Raw genomic sequence first — 14,614 nt, 5'->3', positions numbered from 1 at the left:
TCAACCTTTGTTGGAAAGGGGTTAAGTTCGTGCCCGATCGCCCGCCCCGGGGCCCCGTTGCACGACATCGCGCGCAGCGTTAACGGCGCTCAGGTCCGCCAGACCTCGCCGGTCCGCGCATTGATGACATAGACCTGCTTCCCCGCGCCGTTGTCACAACTTACACGGTACACGTGTTCCGCCGGAGTCGGCGCGACGGCCTTCACCTCGACGCAGGTGAAGCCGCTCGACGCGATCATGTAGTCAGACAGCGCGTGCATGTCCGCCCGCGTCAGCGACGCCACCGCGCCGGACGAGAACCCCAGAACAACCGTGGAACACAGGACGATATCGAGGATTCTTTTGTACATTGCTCTCTGCCTCTTCGGTTCGTTTCCTTGAGGCTTACAATGCAAGACGGCAAAATCTGGGCAGAGCAGACCGCCCCGAGGCAACCTCAAGGTTGCATTTTTTCGGTGTTGTCATATCAACCTCAGATTGCCGCAAGGTCGGGACGTGCGCGTTTCCGGCAGTTTCACCGGCCCCTTGCCGTACCCGCGAGGCCTGCCGAGATCCGGTATGCCCTGCCGATCCGGCGGGGAGTGCCAGTCTTTCGAAGCCGCATCCAAGTAAAACCCAAAGCACTGAAAAATATGGATTTAAATACGGTTCGCAAAGCCCGCACACGAACGCCCCCAACCGGTGCAAAGTCACTGCACATCCAGTCAGCCCGGCAAATTCCCGTCGCACCGAGTCAGAACACTTGCCCCGGCAGAGGGCGCGCCTTACGCAGCATCCATGCTGTCCTATCAACACGCCTATCACGCCGGGAATCTGGCGGACGTCCACAAGCACGCCGCGCTGGCGTGGGCGCTGGACTACATGATGAAGAAGCCCAAACCGCTCACCTACATCGAGACGCACGCCGGGCGCGCGCTCTACGATCTGGGCGGTGCGGAAGCGCAGAAAACCGGCGAGGCGGCGCAGGGCATCGCGCGGCTGCTGGAACAGATCCCCGCCACGCATCCCTATCGCGTTGCGGTTGAGCAGGTCCGCACGGCCCATGGCCCGAACGCCTACCCCGGATCGCCGATGATCGCCCAAACCCTGCTGCGCGACGACGACCGCCTGCACCTGGCCGAACTGCACCCGCAGGAACACGCCGCCCTGCGCACGGCCCTCCGCTCCCCCACCACCCAGATCTACAACCAGGACGGTTTCGAGCTCGCTCTGTCGCTCACCCCGCCCGATCCGCGCCGGGGCCTGATGCTGATCGACCCGAGCTGGGAGGTGAAGTCCGACTACGTCACCGTGCCCCGCACCGTGCAGGCCATCGCGGCCAAGTGGAACGTGGGCATCGTCATGATCTGGTATCCGATCCTGACTGAGAAACCACATCTGCCGATGATCCAAACGCTTCAGGCCGCCTTCCCCGATGCGCTAACGCACGAGGTCGCCTTTCCGCCCGCGCGCGAAGGACACCGGATGGTCGGCTCCGGCCTGTTCGTCATCAACCCGCCCTGGGGGCTGGAGGCAGAGTTGCAACACCTCTCCGGAAGTTTGTTTTCGGACCGGAAACCGCCCCGGCGCAGCGGGCGTTGAGAGTATCCTGACCGCCGACAACACGGGGGATTCCATGTTCGAACGCCTGACAACCTTCTTCCGCAGCAAGCCGGCCACACCTGAACCGCTGCCGGAACTGGACGCGAAATACGCGCTGGGGACTCTGCTGGTTCGGGTGGCGCAAGCGGACAGCGCGTATCTCTTCGAGGAAATCGAGCAGATCGACCGGACGCTGGCCGAGTGGAACGACCTCAACCCGGTCGAGGCCGCCAAGATGCGGGCCATGTGCGAACGGCTGGCCCACACGATCGCCGACGACGCCGAGCTGGCCGGGCTGATTCGCAACCACGTGGACTATGCCCACCGGCTGGAGGCCGTGCAGGCGCTGTGGCGGGTGGCGCGCTCGGACGGCATCACCGACACGCGCGAACAGGCACTGGTCGATCTCGTGGAAACCCACCTGGGCATCGAACGGACCGATTCCGAGGAAGCGCGGCTGGCCTCTGTCATTCCGTGATCCGCCGCGCGGGACACCACTTGCCGCCACCGGGAGAGAGGTTATATCCCCCTGATGTTCGCCGATTTTCTAAAAAGACTCACCGATCCTAAGCCCGCGCAGCTTCCCGATGAAGACGCCCGGCTGGCCCTGACGGCGCTGTTGGTTCGGGTCGCCCGCGCCGACGGTGTCTATGACAGTGCCGAAGCGCAACGCATCGACCGGATCACCACCGCGCGCTACGCGCTCAGCCCCGAGGCTGCGCAGGACCTCCGCGCACAGGCCGAAGAGCTCGAGTCTCAGGCGCCCGACACTGTCCGCTTTACCCGCGCCATCAAGGATGCCGTGCCCTACGACCAGCGCATCGCGGTGATCGAGGCGCTCTGGCTGGTGGTGCTGGCGGACGACGACCGCGACGCGCGAGAAGATGCGCTGCTGCGGCTGGTGTCGAACCTGCTGGGCATCAGCGACGTGGACAGCGCGCTGGCCCGCCAGAGGGTCGAAGACAGGGCATGATCGCCAGCCTGCCGATGTACTGGCGGCAGGAAAACGCGACGGCGTGGCGGCGGCTGTGGACACTGGTGCGGGACACCTCACCGGGCCTGCCGCCCCTGACCCCGCCCGAAGACCTGCCGCAGGACTGGATGGATCACTGGCGCGCGCCGGACCTCGCCCTGTCCCAGACATGCGGGCTGCCCTTTCGCGCCGCCCTGCACAGGTCCGTCGACTACGTGGGCACCCTCGACTTCGACCTGCCCGACACGCCCCCCGGTCACTATTACTCCGTCGTTCTGACCCGCATCGGCGAGGACCGACCGGAACAAAACCTGCGCCTTGCCTACAATTCCGCCGACAGCCAGTCGGGCTGGGCAGCAACGGAAGGTGCCCGGTTCGCCGGCTACATCCCGACCGGCGCGCACCGTGCGTCGGCGGAGGCCGTGTCGCGGGGTGCGGCGGACGTGGCCTTTGTCGACGCGGTGACCTGGCGGCTGGTGGAGGCATACGACCCGGATCTGGCGCAACGACTGACCGTCCGGCGACGCACGCGCCCCACCCCCGGCCTGCCCCTGATCGCGGCGCGCGGGTCCGACCTCTCGCCGCTCCAGAAGGGCATCTCCCACGCGCTCGACCGGCTGACCGCCGAGGACCGGCGTGCGCTTGGCGGGCCGCGCGGGCTGGTGGTCCTGGAGGTGGATGCCTATCTCGCCCTGCCCATCCCGGCGCCGCCGCCTGTTTGACGAAACGTCAGCGGCGCGTTTTTGCCCTCTGCCCTCTTGCCAAGATCACGTGATTGCGCGTTGATACCCGGCAACGCGCCAGACCGGACCCGCAAGAGGCCTTCTTGACCGAAACACCCGTCATCGAAATCCGTAATCTTCACAAGGCGTACGGCAGTCTCGAAGTGCTGAAGGGCGTGGATGTGACCGCCCGCCGTGGGGATGTGGTGTCGCTGATCGGATCGTCCGGGTCGGGCAAGTCCACGCTGCTGAGGTGCTGCAACTTGCTTGAGGACAGCCAGCAGGGCGACATCGTCTTCAAGGGCGAGCCGGTGCACTGGAAGGGGTCGGGCCACGCCCGCAGGCCGGCCGATCCGAAGCAGGTGCTGCGCATCCGGACCAACCTGTCGATGGTGTTCCAGCAGTTCAACCTCTGGTCCCACATGACCATCCTGCAGAACGTGATGGAGGCGCCGCTGACCGTGCTGGGCCGTCCGCGCGACAAGGTGGAGCGCGCCGCCCGCGGTTACCTCGACAAGGTGGGGATCGGCGACAAGTGCGACGCCTTTCCCGCCCAGCTTTCGGGCGGCCAGCAGCAGCGCGCCGCCATCGCCCGCGCCCTGTGCATGGAGCCGGAGGCACTGCTGTTCGACGAACCGACCTCCGCGCTCGACCCCGAGCTGGAGCAGGAAGTGGTGAAGGTCATCAAGGCGCTGGCCGAGGAAGGCCGCACCATGCTGATCGTCACCCATGACATGAAGATGGCCTCTGACGTCTCGGACCACGTGATCTTTCTGCACCGCGGTCTGATCGAGGAACAGGGCCCGCCGGAGACGCTCTTCGGTGCACCGAAATCGGAACGTCTGCAGGGGTTCCTGCAGTCGACCGTTCATGCGTGAGGCGGCAACGACCGTCTGACCACATACGCCGGGCCGGACCAAGGGACGGGACCCGGGAAACTCAGGGAGCAAGACATGAAGAACCTTCTGATCGGAACCGCGGCGCTGGCGATGATGGCCGGTGCAGCCATGGCCGAGAGCCACTCCGTCGTGCGCATGGGGACCGAGGGCGCCTACCCTCCGTACAACTTCATCAACGACGCCGGCGAGGTCGACGGCTTCGAGCGCGAACTGGGTGACGAGCTCTGCGCGCGCGCCGAACTGACCTGCGAATGGGTGACGAACGAGTGGGATTCGATCATCCCGAACCTCGTCAGCGGCAACTACGACACGATCATCGCCGGCATGTCGATCACCGACGAGCGCGACGAGGTCATCGACTTCACCCAGAACTACACCCAGCCGGACCCGTCCGCCTTCCTCGCCATGGACGGCACCGAGCTTGACCTCGAAGGCGGCGTGATCGCGGCGCAGGCCAACACGATCCAGGCCTCCTACGTGGCCGAGCAGGGCGCGACCTTGCTGGAATTCGCCACCCCGGACGAAACCATCGCCGCCGTGCGCAACGGCGAGGCGGACGCGGTTCTGGCCGACCGGGCCTACCTCGAACCGATCGAGGCAGAGAACGCGGACCTCGTCTTCGTGGGCGAGAACGTCCTGATCGGTGGCGGCATCGGCCTGGGCCTGCGCGAAAGCGACGGCGAGCTGCGCGAGAAGTTCGACGCGGCGATCCAGTCCATGAAGGACGACGGATCGCTGAACGAGCTGATCGCCAAGTGGGAAATCGGCGAAGGCTTCTGATCCGAGGACGGGCCGCGCGTCCTGCGCGCGGCCCCTTTCTCAGCCAAAGCTCGGATCTTCGAAGGCCGGAGGCAGAAAGCCGAACGAGGGGTCTTCGAAAACCGGCGGCGGGTTCTTCCCGAACGAAGGATCTTCGAACGCTACCGGCAGAAGCGAGCCGTCATCCGAATACTCATAGGACACGGTCGGGGGAAACTGCTTGCCGAACGACGGGTCTTCGAACACCGGCATCGGTGGCTGGAACATCCCGGATCCATTGTCGATAACGGCTGCAGGGCTTGGTTTCTTGAACTGGAATTCGTCGCTTATAATGTGGTCCTCTGAATTGAGTTTTTAAAACCCGTCCAGCTTACAGGACGGATCGGACCCGACAAAACGCTAAGAGGCGTCAAGTCAGGTATTCGCCCGTGCGAGGGCGCAGCAGGAGCCCGGAATGTTCAATTTCTGCACGGACCCGAGCGTTTTGGACGGCCTCGCGTGGCTGTCGTGCTACCTGACCACGGGCAAGCACGTTGCGATCTACTGGTCCATCGGCACGGTTCTGCTGCTGCTGGCGATCACCGCGCCCGTGGCCTTGGCCTTCGGGCTTGGCGGGGCGATGGCGGCGCGGTCGCGGTTCCTGCCGCTGTCGCTGTTCGGCCGGGGCTACATCGCCATCGTCCGGGGCGTGCCGGACATCGCCTTCTTCCTGTTCTTCGTGATCGCGCTCGACCAGTTCTTCGAATGGATTCGGCACGAGGTCAAATGCCCGGACTGGGACATGCCGATCCGGCAGGGCAACGACTTCGTGGTCTGCGCCGCCGCCAAGCTGCCTCTGGGCAACGCGCCGCAATGGCAGCACGAAACCTACGGGTTCCTGCTGGCCGTGCTGACCTTCTCCATCGTCTTCGGGGCCTTTGCCGCCAACGTGCTGTTCGGCGCCATGCGTGCGGTGCCACAGGCGCAGCTCGAGACGGCGGAGGCCTACGGCATGTCCCCCCGCCAGACGACATGGCGCATCCTGATCCCGCAGATGTGGGTCTACGCCCTGCCCGGCCTGTCCAACCTCTGGATGGTGCTGATCAAGGCGACGCCGCTCCTGTTCCTGCTGGGGGTCGAGGACATCGTCTACTGGGCGCGCGAGCTGGGCGGCGCCAAGACCGCACGCTTCACCGACTACCCGCACGGCGACTGGCGCATGTGGTACTTCCTCGCGCTGCTCGTCTTCTATCTGCTGTTCACTTGGGTGTCCGAGAAGGTGCTGGCGCGCGTCATGCAGAAGCTGACCCATGGACAGGCCACCATGGGCGGCGAAACACAGAGGAAGGCGGCATGATGACCCCGACCGCGCACCGCGCCGCCCCGTTCATCGCGACGACCGCACAGCCGAATGGCCGATTGCCCGACGCCCTGCGGGAACGCGCCTCATGAGCTGCTGGGACACGGTGCAGATGTATGCCTTCCGGTCGCTGGGCTACGGCGAGCGGCTCTTGCCGCGCGACGATTTCACCCTCTGCAAGCAGGTCGTCCTGATCGGGTCCGGAATGATCTGGAACGTCTACTTCGGGCTCGTGGCGCTGATGACCGGGTTCGTCCTTGCCACCGCACTTGCGCTTGGCAAGGCGTCCGTCCGGCCGTGGCTGCGCAAACCGGCGGAATGGTTCATCTTCATCTTCCGCGGCAGTCCGCTGTTCATCCAGTTCTTCTTTGCCTACTTCACCTTCCAGTCGCTGAAGTCGGTCTACCCGTTCTTCGATCCCTTCACCTCCGCGTGGCTCGGGGCGCTGATCGTGCTGTTCCTGAACACCGCCGCCTATTCCGGAGAGATCTTCTACGGCGCGCTGCTGTCGGTCCCCAAGGGCGATCTGGAGGCAGCAGATGCCTATGGGTTCGCGGGCTGGGCCAAGTTCCGCAAGATCACCTGGCCCACGATGCTGCGGCTGGCGTGGCCCGCCTACACAAACGAGGCGATCTTCCTCTTCCATGCGACGACGCTGGTCTTCTTCTCGGGGTTCCCGGCGCGCCAGCAGGGGGGCGACGCGCTCTATTACGCGCAGTACTTCGCGGACAAGACGTTCAACCCGTTTGTCCCCTACCCGATCCTGGCCTGCTACTTCATCCTCGTCACGCTCGCGATCATCGGCGTGTTCGGGCTGGTGAACCGGCGGCTGAACCGGCACCTGCCCAGTGCGGTCCGGTCCCGGCTGCGGCTGAAACCCCAACTTCTGCGCTGACAAACTCCGCTGGAACATCTGGGTCGCGCGTCCCGCAAGTCACGGAGCGCGGGCGCCTTTGCGGCCTTATGTCGGCACGCTTCGACAGGTTGTCTCCTGCGCAAACAGAATCACCCTATTGGTGTATCGCCGTTTTCGAGTAAATTGGTCGGGTAAGGCCATGAACCGCCTTTCCCCGCCTTCCAATTGCGCACGATTTGGGGGCGACCGCATTCCCGCTGCCATCGAACCGGGCATCTGACGGCGCCATTGACCGCCGCCTCTTCGCAGCGACCGCCACTTCGCCGATGATGGTTTCGTCGTCCACACTCACAGACGCCGGGCAATCTGATTGGAGGCCCTCATCCATGACAGTCACACTCATCCTCGCCTTGTTTGTCCTGAGAATGATCCTGATCATTTTCACATATGTCGCCATGCAATCGTCGACGAGCTACCAGAACATGACGCGCATCGGACGCCGCCGGATGTTCTTCACCGTCATCGGTTTGCTGCTGCTTCCGGTGGAATTTGCGTCGGCGCTCCTCTTTTACAGCATCGGGACACCGTAGCGGCCTTGTCAAACAGGGCCGCTTCTCGTTATCAGTAATTTGATCAAAAAACGATAACGAGGCCCACAATGCCCGCCCCCGCTGCCTCCTGGCTGCACGAGCGCCCGCAGATCCGTACCATCCGAGCCGCCGCCTGCGACCTGAACGGTGTCGCACGCGGCAAACGGATGCCCATCCCCTCCGCAATCAAGCTGCTGTCGGACGGGACCCGCTTTCCGTTTTCCGCCCTCTCCGTCGACATCTGGGGCGAAGACATCGACGACAGCCCGCTGGTCTTCGATTCAGGCGACCGCGACGCAACGCTGTTTCCGACGGAACGCGGTTTCGTTCCCATGCCATGGCTGGAGGCGCCCTCGGCCTTGCTTCCCTTGTGGATGTTCCACGAGGACGGGCGGCCCTATGACGGCGATCCTCGCCACGCGCTGAACGCGATCCTCCAACGCTACACCGAGCGCGGCCTGACCCCGGTCTGCGCGGTCGAGCTGGAGTTCTACCTGATCGACGACAGCGGCCGCACGCTCCGGGTGCCGGTGTCGCCCCGGTCGGGCAAGCGGCGCGACATGGCAGAGGTCCTGTCGATCCGCGCCCTCGATGCCTTCGACACGTTCTTTACCGACCTCTACGACGCCTGCGAGCTGATGGACATCCCGGCGGACACGATGATCTCGGAGGCCGGTCTCGGCCAGTTCGAGGTCAACCTGCTGCACCAGGACGACGCGCTGAAGGCCGCCGACGACGCGTGGCTGTTCAAGACGCTGGTGAAGGGTCTGGCCCGCAAGCACGGCTTCGCCGCCTCCTTCATGGCGAAACCTTATGCGGATTACGCGGGCTCCGGGATGCACGCGCACTTCTCCGTGCTCGACAAGGACGGCAGGAATATCTTCGACAACGGCGGACAGGAGGGGACGGAGGTCCTTCACCACGCCATCGCCGGCTGCCTGAAGGCGCTGCACGACAGCACGCTGATCTTTGCCCCGCACCTCAACAGCTACGAACGCTTCGTGCCCGGCGCGCACGCGCCCGCGGCCCTGTCCTGGGCCTACGAGAACCGCACCGTGGCGATCCGCGTGCCTTCGGGCAGCCCCGCCGCGCGCCGGATCGAGCACCGTGTGTCCGGCGGCGACGTGAACCCCTACCTCGTGCTGGTGGCGATCCTCGGGGCGGCACTGATGGGCATCGAGGACGGCGAGATGCCCCCGCCGCCGATCACCGGCAACGCCTACGTGCAGGACCTGCCGTCCATCCCCCGCGACTGGGACAGCGCCATCGACGCCTTCGAGAAAAGCACCGTCCTGCCGCGCATCTTCCCGCGCGAGATGATCCGCAACACAGTCATGCTCAAACGTCAGGAAAGCCGCGACATGGAAGACCTGACCGAGCAGGAGCGCGTCGACATCTACCTCGACACCGTCTGAACCCGTCTCGCGCGGCCCCCTTGCGGCGGGTCGCCGAGCCGCTTAACGTCCCGACAAACCGTGGTGATCCATGAAGATCGGTATTCTGCAAACCGGCCCTGTTCCTTCTGATCTCGTCTCCGAGTTCGGCGAATATCCGGATTTCTTCGTCCGTATGCTGAAACCCTACGGCTTCGACTTCGAAAGCTGGTCGGTCGTCGACGGCGTCTTTCCGGACAGCGTCGAGGATGCGGATGGCTGGCTGATCACTGGCTCCCGTCACGGGGTCTACGAGGATCATCCGTGGATGGAGCCGCTGATGCAGTTCATCCGCGACGCCTTTGCCGCCGACAAGCCCATGGTCGGCGTGTGTTTCGGGCACCAGGCCATTGCGCAGGCGCTTGGCGGGCACGTCGAGAAGTTCAGGGGCGGCTGGTCCATCGGCCCCGTCACCTACCGTTTCCCCGACGGCGACCGGGTGATCCACGCCTACCACCAAGACCAGGTTATCACGCCCCCCGACGGGTCCGAAACCATCGCGTCGAGCGATTTCTGCACCCACGCGGCGCTGCTCTACCCCGGCAAGGCGGTGAGCGTGCAGCCGCATCCGGAGTTCGACGACGCCTACACCCGCGCCCTGATCGAGACGCGCGGGCCCGGCGTGGTGCCGGATGACACACTGGCGGCGGCCGCAGCGAAGCTGGGGACGCCCCTCGACAGCGGAAAGATCGCCGAGATGTTCGCGCGGTTCTTCCGGGAAAGGACGATTTCATGAGCGGATTCGAGGACGAACTGCCAGAGGCGGCGCGGGAATACCTTTCGCAACGGCGGCTGGACGAGGTGGAGTGCATCATCTCCGACCTGCCGGGCATTGCCCGCGGCAAGGCGGTGCCTGCCTCGAAATTCGCGCGGCAGAAACACTTCCACCTGCCGGATTCGATCTTCTACCAGACGATCACCGGCGACTGGGGCGAGGCCGCAGGCGAAGACGGCTTCATCGAGCGGGACATGATCCTGAAGCCGGACATGTCGACGGCGACGGCGGCCCCCTGGACCGGCGACTGGACGCTGCAGGTGATCCACGACGCCTTCGACCGCCATGGCGAACCGATCCCGTTCTCGCCGCGCAACGTCCTGAAGCGGGTCGTGAGCCTCTATGAGGCCAAGGGCTGGAAACCGGTCGTGGCGCCGGAGATGGAATTCTTCCTCGTCGCCCGCAACATCGACCCGGCGCATGACATCAAGCCGATGATGGGCCGTTCGGGCCGTCCGGCAGCGGCGCGGCAGGCTTATTCGATGACCGCGGTGGACGAGTTCGGCCCGGTGATCGACGACATCTACGACTTTGCCGAGGCGCAGGGATTCGAGATCGACGGCATCACGCAGGAAGGCGGCGCAGGCCAGCTCGAGATCAACCTGCGGCACGGCAACCCGGTCAAGCTTGCGGACGAGGTCTTCTACTTCAAGCGGCTGATCCGCGAGGCGGCGCTGCGGCACGACTGTTTTGCCACCTTCATGGCCAAGCCTATCGCGGACGAGCCCGGCTCGGCCATGCACATCCACCATTCGGTGCTGGACCTCGAGACCGGGCAGAACGTCTTTGCCGGGCCGGAGGGCGAAGAGACCGCCATGTTCCGCCACTTCATCGGCGGGCTCCAGCGGCACATGCCGACGGCCATCGCGGTGATGGCGCCCTACGTGAACAGCTACCGGCGGTACGTGAAGGACCACGCGGCGCCCATCAACCTCGAATGGGGGCGCGACAACCGCACGACGGGCATCCGCGTGCCGCTGGCCTCGCCCGACGCCCGCCGGGTGGAGAACCGCGTCGCGGGCATGGACTGCAACCCCTACCTCGGGATCGCGGCCTCGCTGGCCTGCGGATACCTCGGGCTGGTGGCCGAGCTGGAACCGTCCGACGAATTCATGGGCGATGCCTACGAGGGCGACGGCGACTTCCCGCAGGTGCTGGGACAGGCGCTGGAGCTGTTCGAGGAGGCCCACGCCCTGCACCAGGTGCTGGGGCCGGAGTTCTGCCGCGTCTATGGCATCGTCAAGCGGGCGGAGTACGAGGAGTTCCTACAGGTGATCTCGCCCTGGGAACGGGAACACCTGCTCCTGAACGTATGACACCCGCCGCGGGCGGTTTGTCCCTCGCCGCCCCCTGACCGCCGGGCGCATGACGCCCGGTCGCCGTCCGGCGTGTGGCCAAAGACATGTGGAGGTCGCGTGAACCTGTTGTTTTCAAATGATCGCCGCGGCGAATACCCGCAAAGCTGGTACGCAGATACGGCAGAACCGCTGCCGCCTTACCCGGTGCTCAAGGGCACCGTTCAGGCGGACGTCTGCGTGGTCGGCGGCGGCTACACCGGCCTGTCGGCAGCGCTGCACCTGGCCGAAACCGGTCTGGACGTGGTTCTGGTCGAGGCGCATCGCGTGGGCTTCGGCGCCTCCGGGCGCAACGGCGGGCAGTTGGGGTCCGGCCAACGGCAGGACCAGTTCACGCTGGAAAAGATGGTCGGCCCGGAAGAGGCGCGGCGCCTGTGGGATCTGGGCGAAGATGCCAAGGCGCTGGTCCGCGATCTGATTGCGCGGCACGACATCGACTGCGCGCTGAAACCGGGGGTGGCCTGGGCCGCGACCTCGGCGGACTCCGCCGACTGGATGCACCGCTACGCCGCACACATGGGCGAACGATACGGCTATCCGATCGAGGCGATGGACAAGGACGCGTTCCACGCAGTCTGTCCCTCCCCGGCCTATTGCGGCGGGATGCTCGACATGGGCGCCGCGCACCTGCACCCCCTGAAGCTGGCGCTGGGGCTGGCCCGGGCGGCAGACGGCGCGGGCGCACGGATCTTCGAACGCTCGGCGGTGCACCACATCAAGGAAGGCGCCCGCGTGACCGTCCAGACCGAGGCCGGGCGGGTCGAGGCCGACCACCTGATCCTCGCCACCGGCGGTTACCTCGGCGGGCTCGACACCAACGTCGCGGCGCGGGTCATGCCGATCAACAACTTCATCGTCGCGACAGAACCGCTGGGCGATGCCGCCGACAGGGTGCTGGCGCGCGATGTGGCCGTGGCCGACGACCTCTTCGTGGTCAACTACTTCCGCCTGTCCGAGGACCGGCGTCTGCTGTTCGGCGGCGGCGAAAGCTACGGTTACAAGTTCCCGAAGGACATCCGTGCCACGGTGCGCAAGCCCCTATCGCGGATCTTCCCCCACCTCGCCGACGCCCCCCTGACCCACGCATGGGGCGGCACGCTGGCGATCACCATGAAGCGCCTGCCCCACCTGGCGCGGCTTGGGCCGAACGTGCTCTCGGCCTCGGGCTACTCCGGCCACGGGGTGGGCAACGCGGTGCAGGCCGGGCGCCTTCTGGCAGAGGCCGTGCGCGGCCAGTCGGAGGGGTTCGACACCTTCGCCCGCCTGCCCACGCCGGTCTTCCCGGGCGGAGGCGCCTTGCGCTCTCCGCTGCTGATGCTGGCGATGACGTGGTTCTCGTTGCGCGACCGCCTCGGCATCTGACGCCCCCGATCCCGTCACCCATCGGCCACAAAATCCCTGCCCGTCGCGTCCTGCGGCGCAAAGACCCTTTGCGCTGCGCGTCCGCTTGTTTTAGATTTCCGAAAACGGACCTTAAGGATTTTGAAAACCATGCTCCCCAACATGCATGACGCCGAGCCGATCCCGCCCGAGGCCCGCGCCGAGATCGACCGCCTGCTGCAATCCGGCGACCTGTTCCGTTACACCGCGCCCGAAGATGCGCCCGTCGCCCTGCTGGAACGCGAATTCGCCGCCGAGATGGGGGTGAAATACGCACTGGCCGTATCCTCCTGCTCGGCCGCGCTGTTCCTGTCGCTCAAGGCACTCGGCCTGCCCCGCGATGCACGCGTGCTGATCCCGGGGTTCACCTTCGCCGCGGTGCCCTCCTCCATCATCCACGCGGACCTTGTCCCCGTGCTGTGCGAATGCGGCGACAACTACCGCATCGACATGGACGACTTCGCGGCCAAGCTGGACAGCGTCTCGGCCGTCATCGTCTCGCACATGCGCGGTCACACCTCGGACATGGACGCGATCATGGCGCTCTGCGATGCGAAGGGCATCCCGGTCATCGAGGACGCGGCCCATTCGCTGGGCACCACCTGGCACGGCCGCAAGATCGGCACCATTGGCCGGATCGGCTGTTTCAGCTTCCAGTCCTACAAGCTGCTGAACGCCGGCGAGGGCGGCATCCTGATCACCGACGACGCAGAGGTGGTGGCGCGCGCCGTGATCCTCTCTGGCGCATACGAACACATGTGGCAGAAGCACCTCCGCCCCGGCGACAACACCGCCGAGTTGGAGGCCGCCTTTGCCCGCTGGCAGAACCGCCTGCCGCTCTACAATCTGCGCATGTCGAACCTCTCGGCAGCGGTGATCCGTCCTCAAATTCCGCATATCGCGCGCCGAGTGACCGATGGCCGCCGCAACCACGACCGGGTGGCCACGCAGATCGACGCCTCGCCCTGGCTGCACGTCCCCGCCCGGCTCGAGCCGGAGATGCGCGCCCCGGACTCGCTCCAGTTCAACGTGGTCGGCATGGACGAGGCGCAGACCCGCGCCTTCGTCTCGGTCGCGGCGGGCAACGGAGTGAAGGTGCAGGTCTTTGGGCTGAGTACGGACAACGCCCGGGCCTACTGGAACTGGCAGTTCCTACCCGAGATGCCCGATCTGCCGAAGACCCGCGCCATGCTGATGTGCGCCTGCGACACCCGCCTGCCCGCCCGCCTGACGGAGGAAGAGTGCGATGCGGTGGCGGCCGTGCTGATCCACGCCGCCGAGACCGTCATGGGCGACCAGCGCGCCTACGGCACCTGATCAAACAGGCCTCCAGAAGTCAGAAAGGCGCGCACCGGCAGGCCCGGGTGGCGCGCCTTCGATGAACGACGGGCTTACTTGTCGAGCTTCGACAACTTGTTCTGAAGCTCGGCCAGTTGTTTCTTTATATCGTCGAGGTCGTCCCCGCCCTTGGCCGGTGTCTCCATCGTCGGCCCGGTCGAGCCCGCAACCCCGCCGGTCATCGCCTTCAGGAACGCCTCCTGCTGCGCCTGCATCGCCTCGAGGCTCTTGGCCATGGACGGGTTCATGTTGCCCATGTTCTCGACCCACTTCGACTGGCTGTCGCGGAACATCTCGAAGGTCTGGGCCAAGAACTGCGGCACCGTGCTGGTGGCCTGCGTCGTGTAGCTGCGGACAAGGTCGGTCAGCACGTTGATCGGCAGGACGGACTCGCCCTTGCTTTCATGCTCCGCCACGATCTGCAGAAGGTACTGCCGCGTCAGGTCATCTCCGGACTTCAGGTCGACGATCTGCACGTCCCGGCCATCGCGAATGAAGCCCGCGATATCCTCCAGCGTCACGTAGTCGGAGGTCTCGGTGTTGTACAGCCGCCGGCTGGCGTAACGCTTGATCAAAAGCGGTTTTTCGGTCTCGGCCACGGGTTCCCCCTCCTC

The 14,614-nt window shown here is 65.6% G+C and carries 17 protein-coding genes; 14 read left to right on the top strand and 3 right to left on the bottom strand.

Annotation, left to right across the window (positions count from 1 at the left end; all coding sequences use genetic code 11):
• Positions 1-89 precede the first annotated feature (89 nt).
• Entirely contained in the window at positions 90-350 is a 261-nt protein-coding gene (locus tag CDO87_RS16830; RefSeq protein ID WP_100929851.1) for a hypothetical protein, read from the bottom strand.
• Between the two features lie 427 nt (positions 351-777).
• Here CDO87_RS16830 and CDO87_RS16825 point away from each other — a divergent pair, with 427 nt between their 5' ends.
• The 6 genes from CDO87_RS16825 to CDO87_RS16800 all read left to right on the top strand — a co-directional run bounded on the left by CDO87_RS16825 (position 778) and on the right by CDO87_RS16800 (position 4,955).
• The gene (locus CDO87_RS16825; RefSeq protein WP_100929850.1) at positions 778-1,581 is read left to right on the top strand and encodes a 23S rRNA (adenine(2030)-N(6))-methyltransferase RlmJ; all 804 of its coding nucleotides are present in this window, start codon (positions 778-780) and stop codon (positions 1,579-1,581) included.
• A gap of 34 nt (positions 1,582-1,615) precedes the next feature.
• Positions 1,616-2,059 carry a TerB family tellurite resistance protein gene (locus CDO87_RS16820; protein ID WP_100929849.1) on the top strand — a complete coding sequence of 148 codons (444 nt, stop codon included), beginning with the start codon at positions 1,616-1,618 and terminating at the stop codon, positions 2,057-2,059.
• A gap of 54 nt (positions 2,060-2,113) precedes the next feature.
• The gene (locus CDO87_RS16815) at positions 2,114-2,554 is read left to right on the top strand and encodes a TerB family tellurite resistance protein (protein ID WP_100929848.1); all 441 of its coding nucleotides are present in this window, start codon (positions 2,114-2,116) and stop codon (positions 2,552-2,554) included.
• Positions 2,551-3,276, top strand: a complete 726-nt coding sequence (locus tag CDO87_RS16810) for a phosphate/phosphite/phosphonate ABC transporter substrate-binding protein (RefSeq protein WP_100929847.1) — start codon at positions 2,551-2,553, stop codon at positions 3,274-3,276. The genes CDO87_RS16815 and CDO87_RS16810 overlap by 4 nt, the downstream gene beginning before the upstream one ends.
• A gap of 104 nt (positions 3,277-3,380) precedes the next feature.
• Positions 3,381-4,154 (top strand): ABC transporter ATP-binding protein, encoded by a 774-nt coding sequence (locus CDO87_RS16805; protein WP_100929846.1) that lies wholly within the window; start codon positions 3,381-3,383, stop codon positions 4,152-4,154.
• 75 nt (positions 4,155-4,229) lie between these two features.
• Complete coding sequence (locus CDO87_RS16800; protein ID WP_100929845.1) at positions 4,230-4,955, top strand: transporter substrate-binding domain-containing protein; 726 nt, start codon at positions 4,230-4,232, stop codon at positions 4,953-4,955.
• 39 nt (positions 4,956-4,994) lie between these two features.
• On the opposite strand, the gene CDO87_RS16795 is transcribed toward CDO87_RS16800, so the two are convergent.
• The gene (locus CDO87_RS16795) at positions 4,995-5,201 is read right to left on the bottom strand and encodes a hypothetical protein (RefSeq protein WP_100929844.1); all 207 of its coding nucleotides are present in this window, start codon (positions 5,199-5,201) and stop codon (positions 4,995-4,997) included.
• Positions 5,202-5,388: 187 nt separating this feature from the next.
• Between CDO87_RS16795 and CDO87_RS16790 the strand changes: the two genes are divergently transcribed.
• From CDO87_RS16790 to CDO87_RS16755, 8 genes are all read left to right on the top strand, one after another.
• On the top strand, positions 5,389-6,270 hold the full coding sequence (locus CDO87_RS16790) for an ABC transporter permease (RefSeq protein WP_100929843.1): 882 nt from the start codon (positions 5,389-5,391) through the stop codon (positions 6,268-6,270).
• A 91-nt stretch (positions 6,271-6,361) separates the two neighbouring features.
• Positions 6,362-7,168: an ABC transporter permease gene (locus tag CDO87_RS16785; RefSeq protein WP_100929842.1), complete on the top strand. Its 807-nt coding sequence runs from the start codon at positions 6,362-6,364 to the stop codon at positions 7,166-7,168.
• 347 nt (positions 7,169-7,515) lie between these two features.
• Positions 7,516-7,719, top strand: coding sequence for a hypothetical protein (locus tag CDO87_RS16780; RefSeq protein WP_100929841.1), 204 nt, complete (start codon positions 7,516-7,518; stop codon positions 7,717-7,719).
• Between the two features lie 68 nt (positions 7,720-7,787).
• Positions 7,788-9,134, top strand: a complete 1,347-nt coding sequence (locus CDO87_RS16775) for a glutamine synthetase family protein (protein WP_100929840.1) — start codon at positions 7,788-7,790, stop codon at positions 9,132-9,134.
• 70 nt (positions 9,135-9,204) lie between these two features.
• Positions 9,205-9,888: a type 1 glutamine amidotransferase gene (locus CDO87_RS16770; RefSeq protein WP_100929839.1), complete on the top strand. Its 684-nt coding sequence runs from the start codon at positions 9,205-9,207 to the stop codon at positions 9,886-9,888.
• Positions 9,885-11,243, top strand: coding sequence for a glutamine synthetase family protein (locus tag CDO87_RS16765; protein ID WP_100929838.1), 1,359 nt, complete (start codon positions 9,885-9,887; stop codon positions 11,241-11,243). Before CDO87_RS16770 ends, CDO87_RS16765 begins: the two co-directional genes overlap by 4 nt.
• A gap of 99 nt (positions 11,244-11,342) precedes the next feature.
• Complete coding sequence (locus CDO87_RS16760) at positions 11,343-12,644, top strand: FAD-binding oxidoreductase (RefSeq protein ID WP_100929837.1); 1,302 nt, start codon at positions 11,343-11,345, stop codon at positions 12,642-12,644.
• A gap of 129 nt (positions 12,645-12,773) precedes the next feature.
• Positions 12,774-13,979 carry a DegT/DnrJ/EryC1/StrS aminotransferase family protein gene (locus tag CDO87_RS16755; RefSeq protein WP_100929836.1) on the top strand — a complete coding sequence of 402 codons (1,206 nt, stop codon included), beginning with the start codon at positions 12,774-12,776 and terminating at the stop codon, positions 13,977-13,979.
• Positions 13,980-14,053: 74 nt separating this feature from the next.
• Here the strand turns inward: CDO87_RS16755 and phaR are convergent, their stop codons facing one another.
• A complete protein-coding gene (phaR, locus tag CDO87_RS16750; protein WP_100929835.1) occupies positions 14,054-14,599 on the bottom strand; it encodes a polyhydroxyalkanoate synthesis repressor PhaR in 546 nt (181 codons plus the stop codon).
• Positions 14,600-14,614: the final 15 nt, after the last annotated feature.

Origin of the sequence: Sagittula sp. P11 (genome assembly GCF_002814095.1) — a bacterium.
GTDB lineage: Bacteria > Pseudomonadota > Alphaproteobacteria > Rhodobacterales > Rhodobacteraceae > Sagittula.
The sequence above is the reverse complement of the archived record's forward strand: the minus strand, read 5'-3'. Positions and strand labels throughout refer to the sequence as shown.

Bases quoted from the DNA above. Each gene is read 5' to 3' on its own strand.
- CDO87_RS16830 (WP_100929851.1), bottom strand. From the start codon at position 350: ATGTACAAAAGAATCCTCGATATCGTCCTGTGTTCCACGGTTGTTCTG.
- CDO87_RS16785 (WP_100929842.1), top strand. From the start codon at position 6,362: ATGAGCTGCTGGGACACGGTGCAGATGTATGCCTTCCGGTCGCTGGGC.
- CDO87_RS16815 (WP_100929848.1), top strand. From the start codon at position 2,114: ATGTTCGCCGATTTTCTAAAAAGACTCACCGATCCTAAGCCCGCGCAG.
- CDO87_RS16755 (WP_100929836.1), top strand. From the start codon at position 12,774: ATGCTCCCCAACATGCATGACGCCGAGCCGATCCCGCCCGAGGCCCGC.
- CDO87_RS16770 (WP_100929839.1), top strand. From the start codon at position 9,205: ATGAAGATCGGTATTCTGCAAACCGGCCCTGTTCCTTCTGATCTCGTC.
- CDO87_RS16810 (WP_100929847.1), top strand. From the start codon at position 2,551: ATGATCGCCAGCCTGCCGATGTACTGGCGGCAGGAAAACGCGACGGCG.
- CDO87_RS16775 (WP_100929840.1), top strand. From the start codon at position 7,788: ATGCCCGCCCCCGCTGCCTCCTGGCTGCACGAGCGCCCGCAGATCCGT.
- CDO87_RS16820 (WP_100929849.1), top strand. From the start codon at position 1,616: ATGTTCGAACGCCTGACAACCTTCTTCCGCAGCAAGCCGGCCACACCT.
- CDO87_RS16795 (WP_100929844.1), bottom strand. From the start codon at position 5,201: ATGTTCCAGCCACCGATGCCGGTGTTCGAAGACCCGTCGTTCGGCAAG.
- CDO87_RS16800 (WP_100929845.1), top strand. From the start codon at position 4,230: ATGAAGAACCTTCTGATCGGAACCGCGGCGCTGGCGATGATGGCCGGT.
- CDO87_RS16825 (WP_100929850.1), top strand. From the start codon at position 778: ATGCTGTCCTATCAACACGCCTATCACGCCGGGAATCTGGCGGACGTC.
- CDO87_RS16765 (WP_100929838.1), top strand. From the start codon at position 9,885: ATGAGCGGATTCGAGGACGAACTGCCAGAGGCGGCGCGGGAATACCTT.
- CDO87_RS16780 (WP_100929841.1), top strand. From the start codon at position 7,516: ATGACAGTCACACTCATCCTCGCCTTGTTTGTCCTGAGAATGATCCTG.
- CDO87_RS16790 (WP_100929843.1), top strand. From the start codon at position 5,389: ATGTTCAATTTCTGCACGGACCCGAGCGTTTTGGACGGCCTCGCGTGG.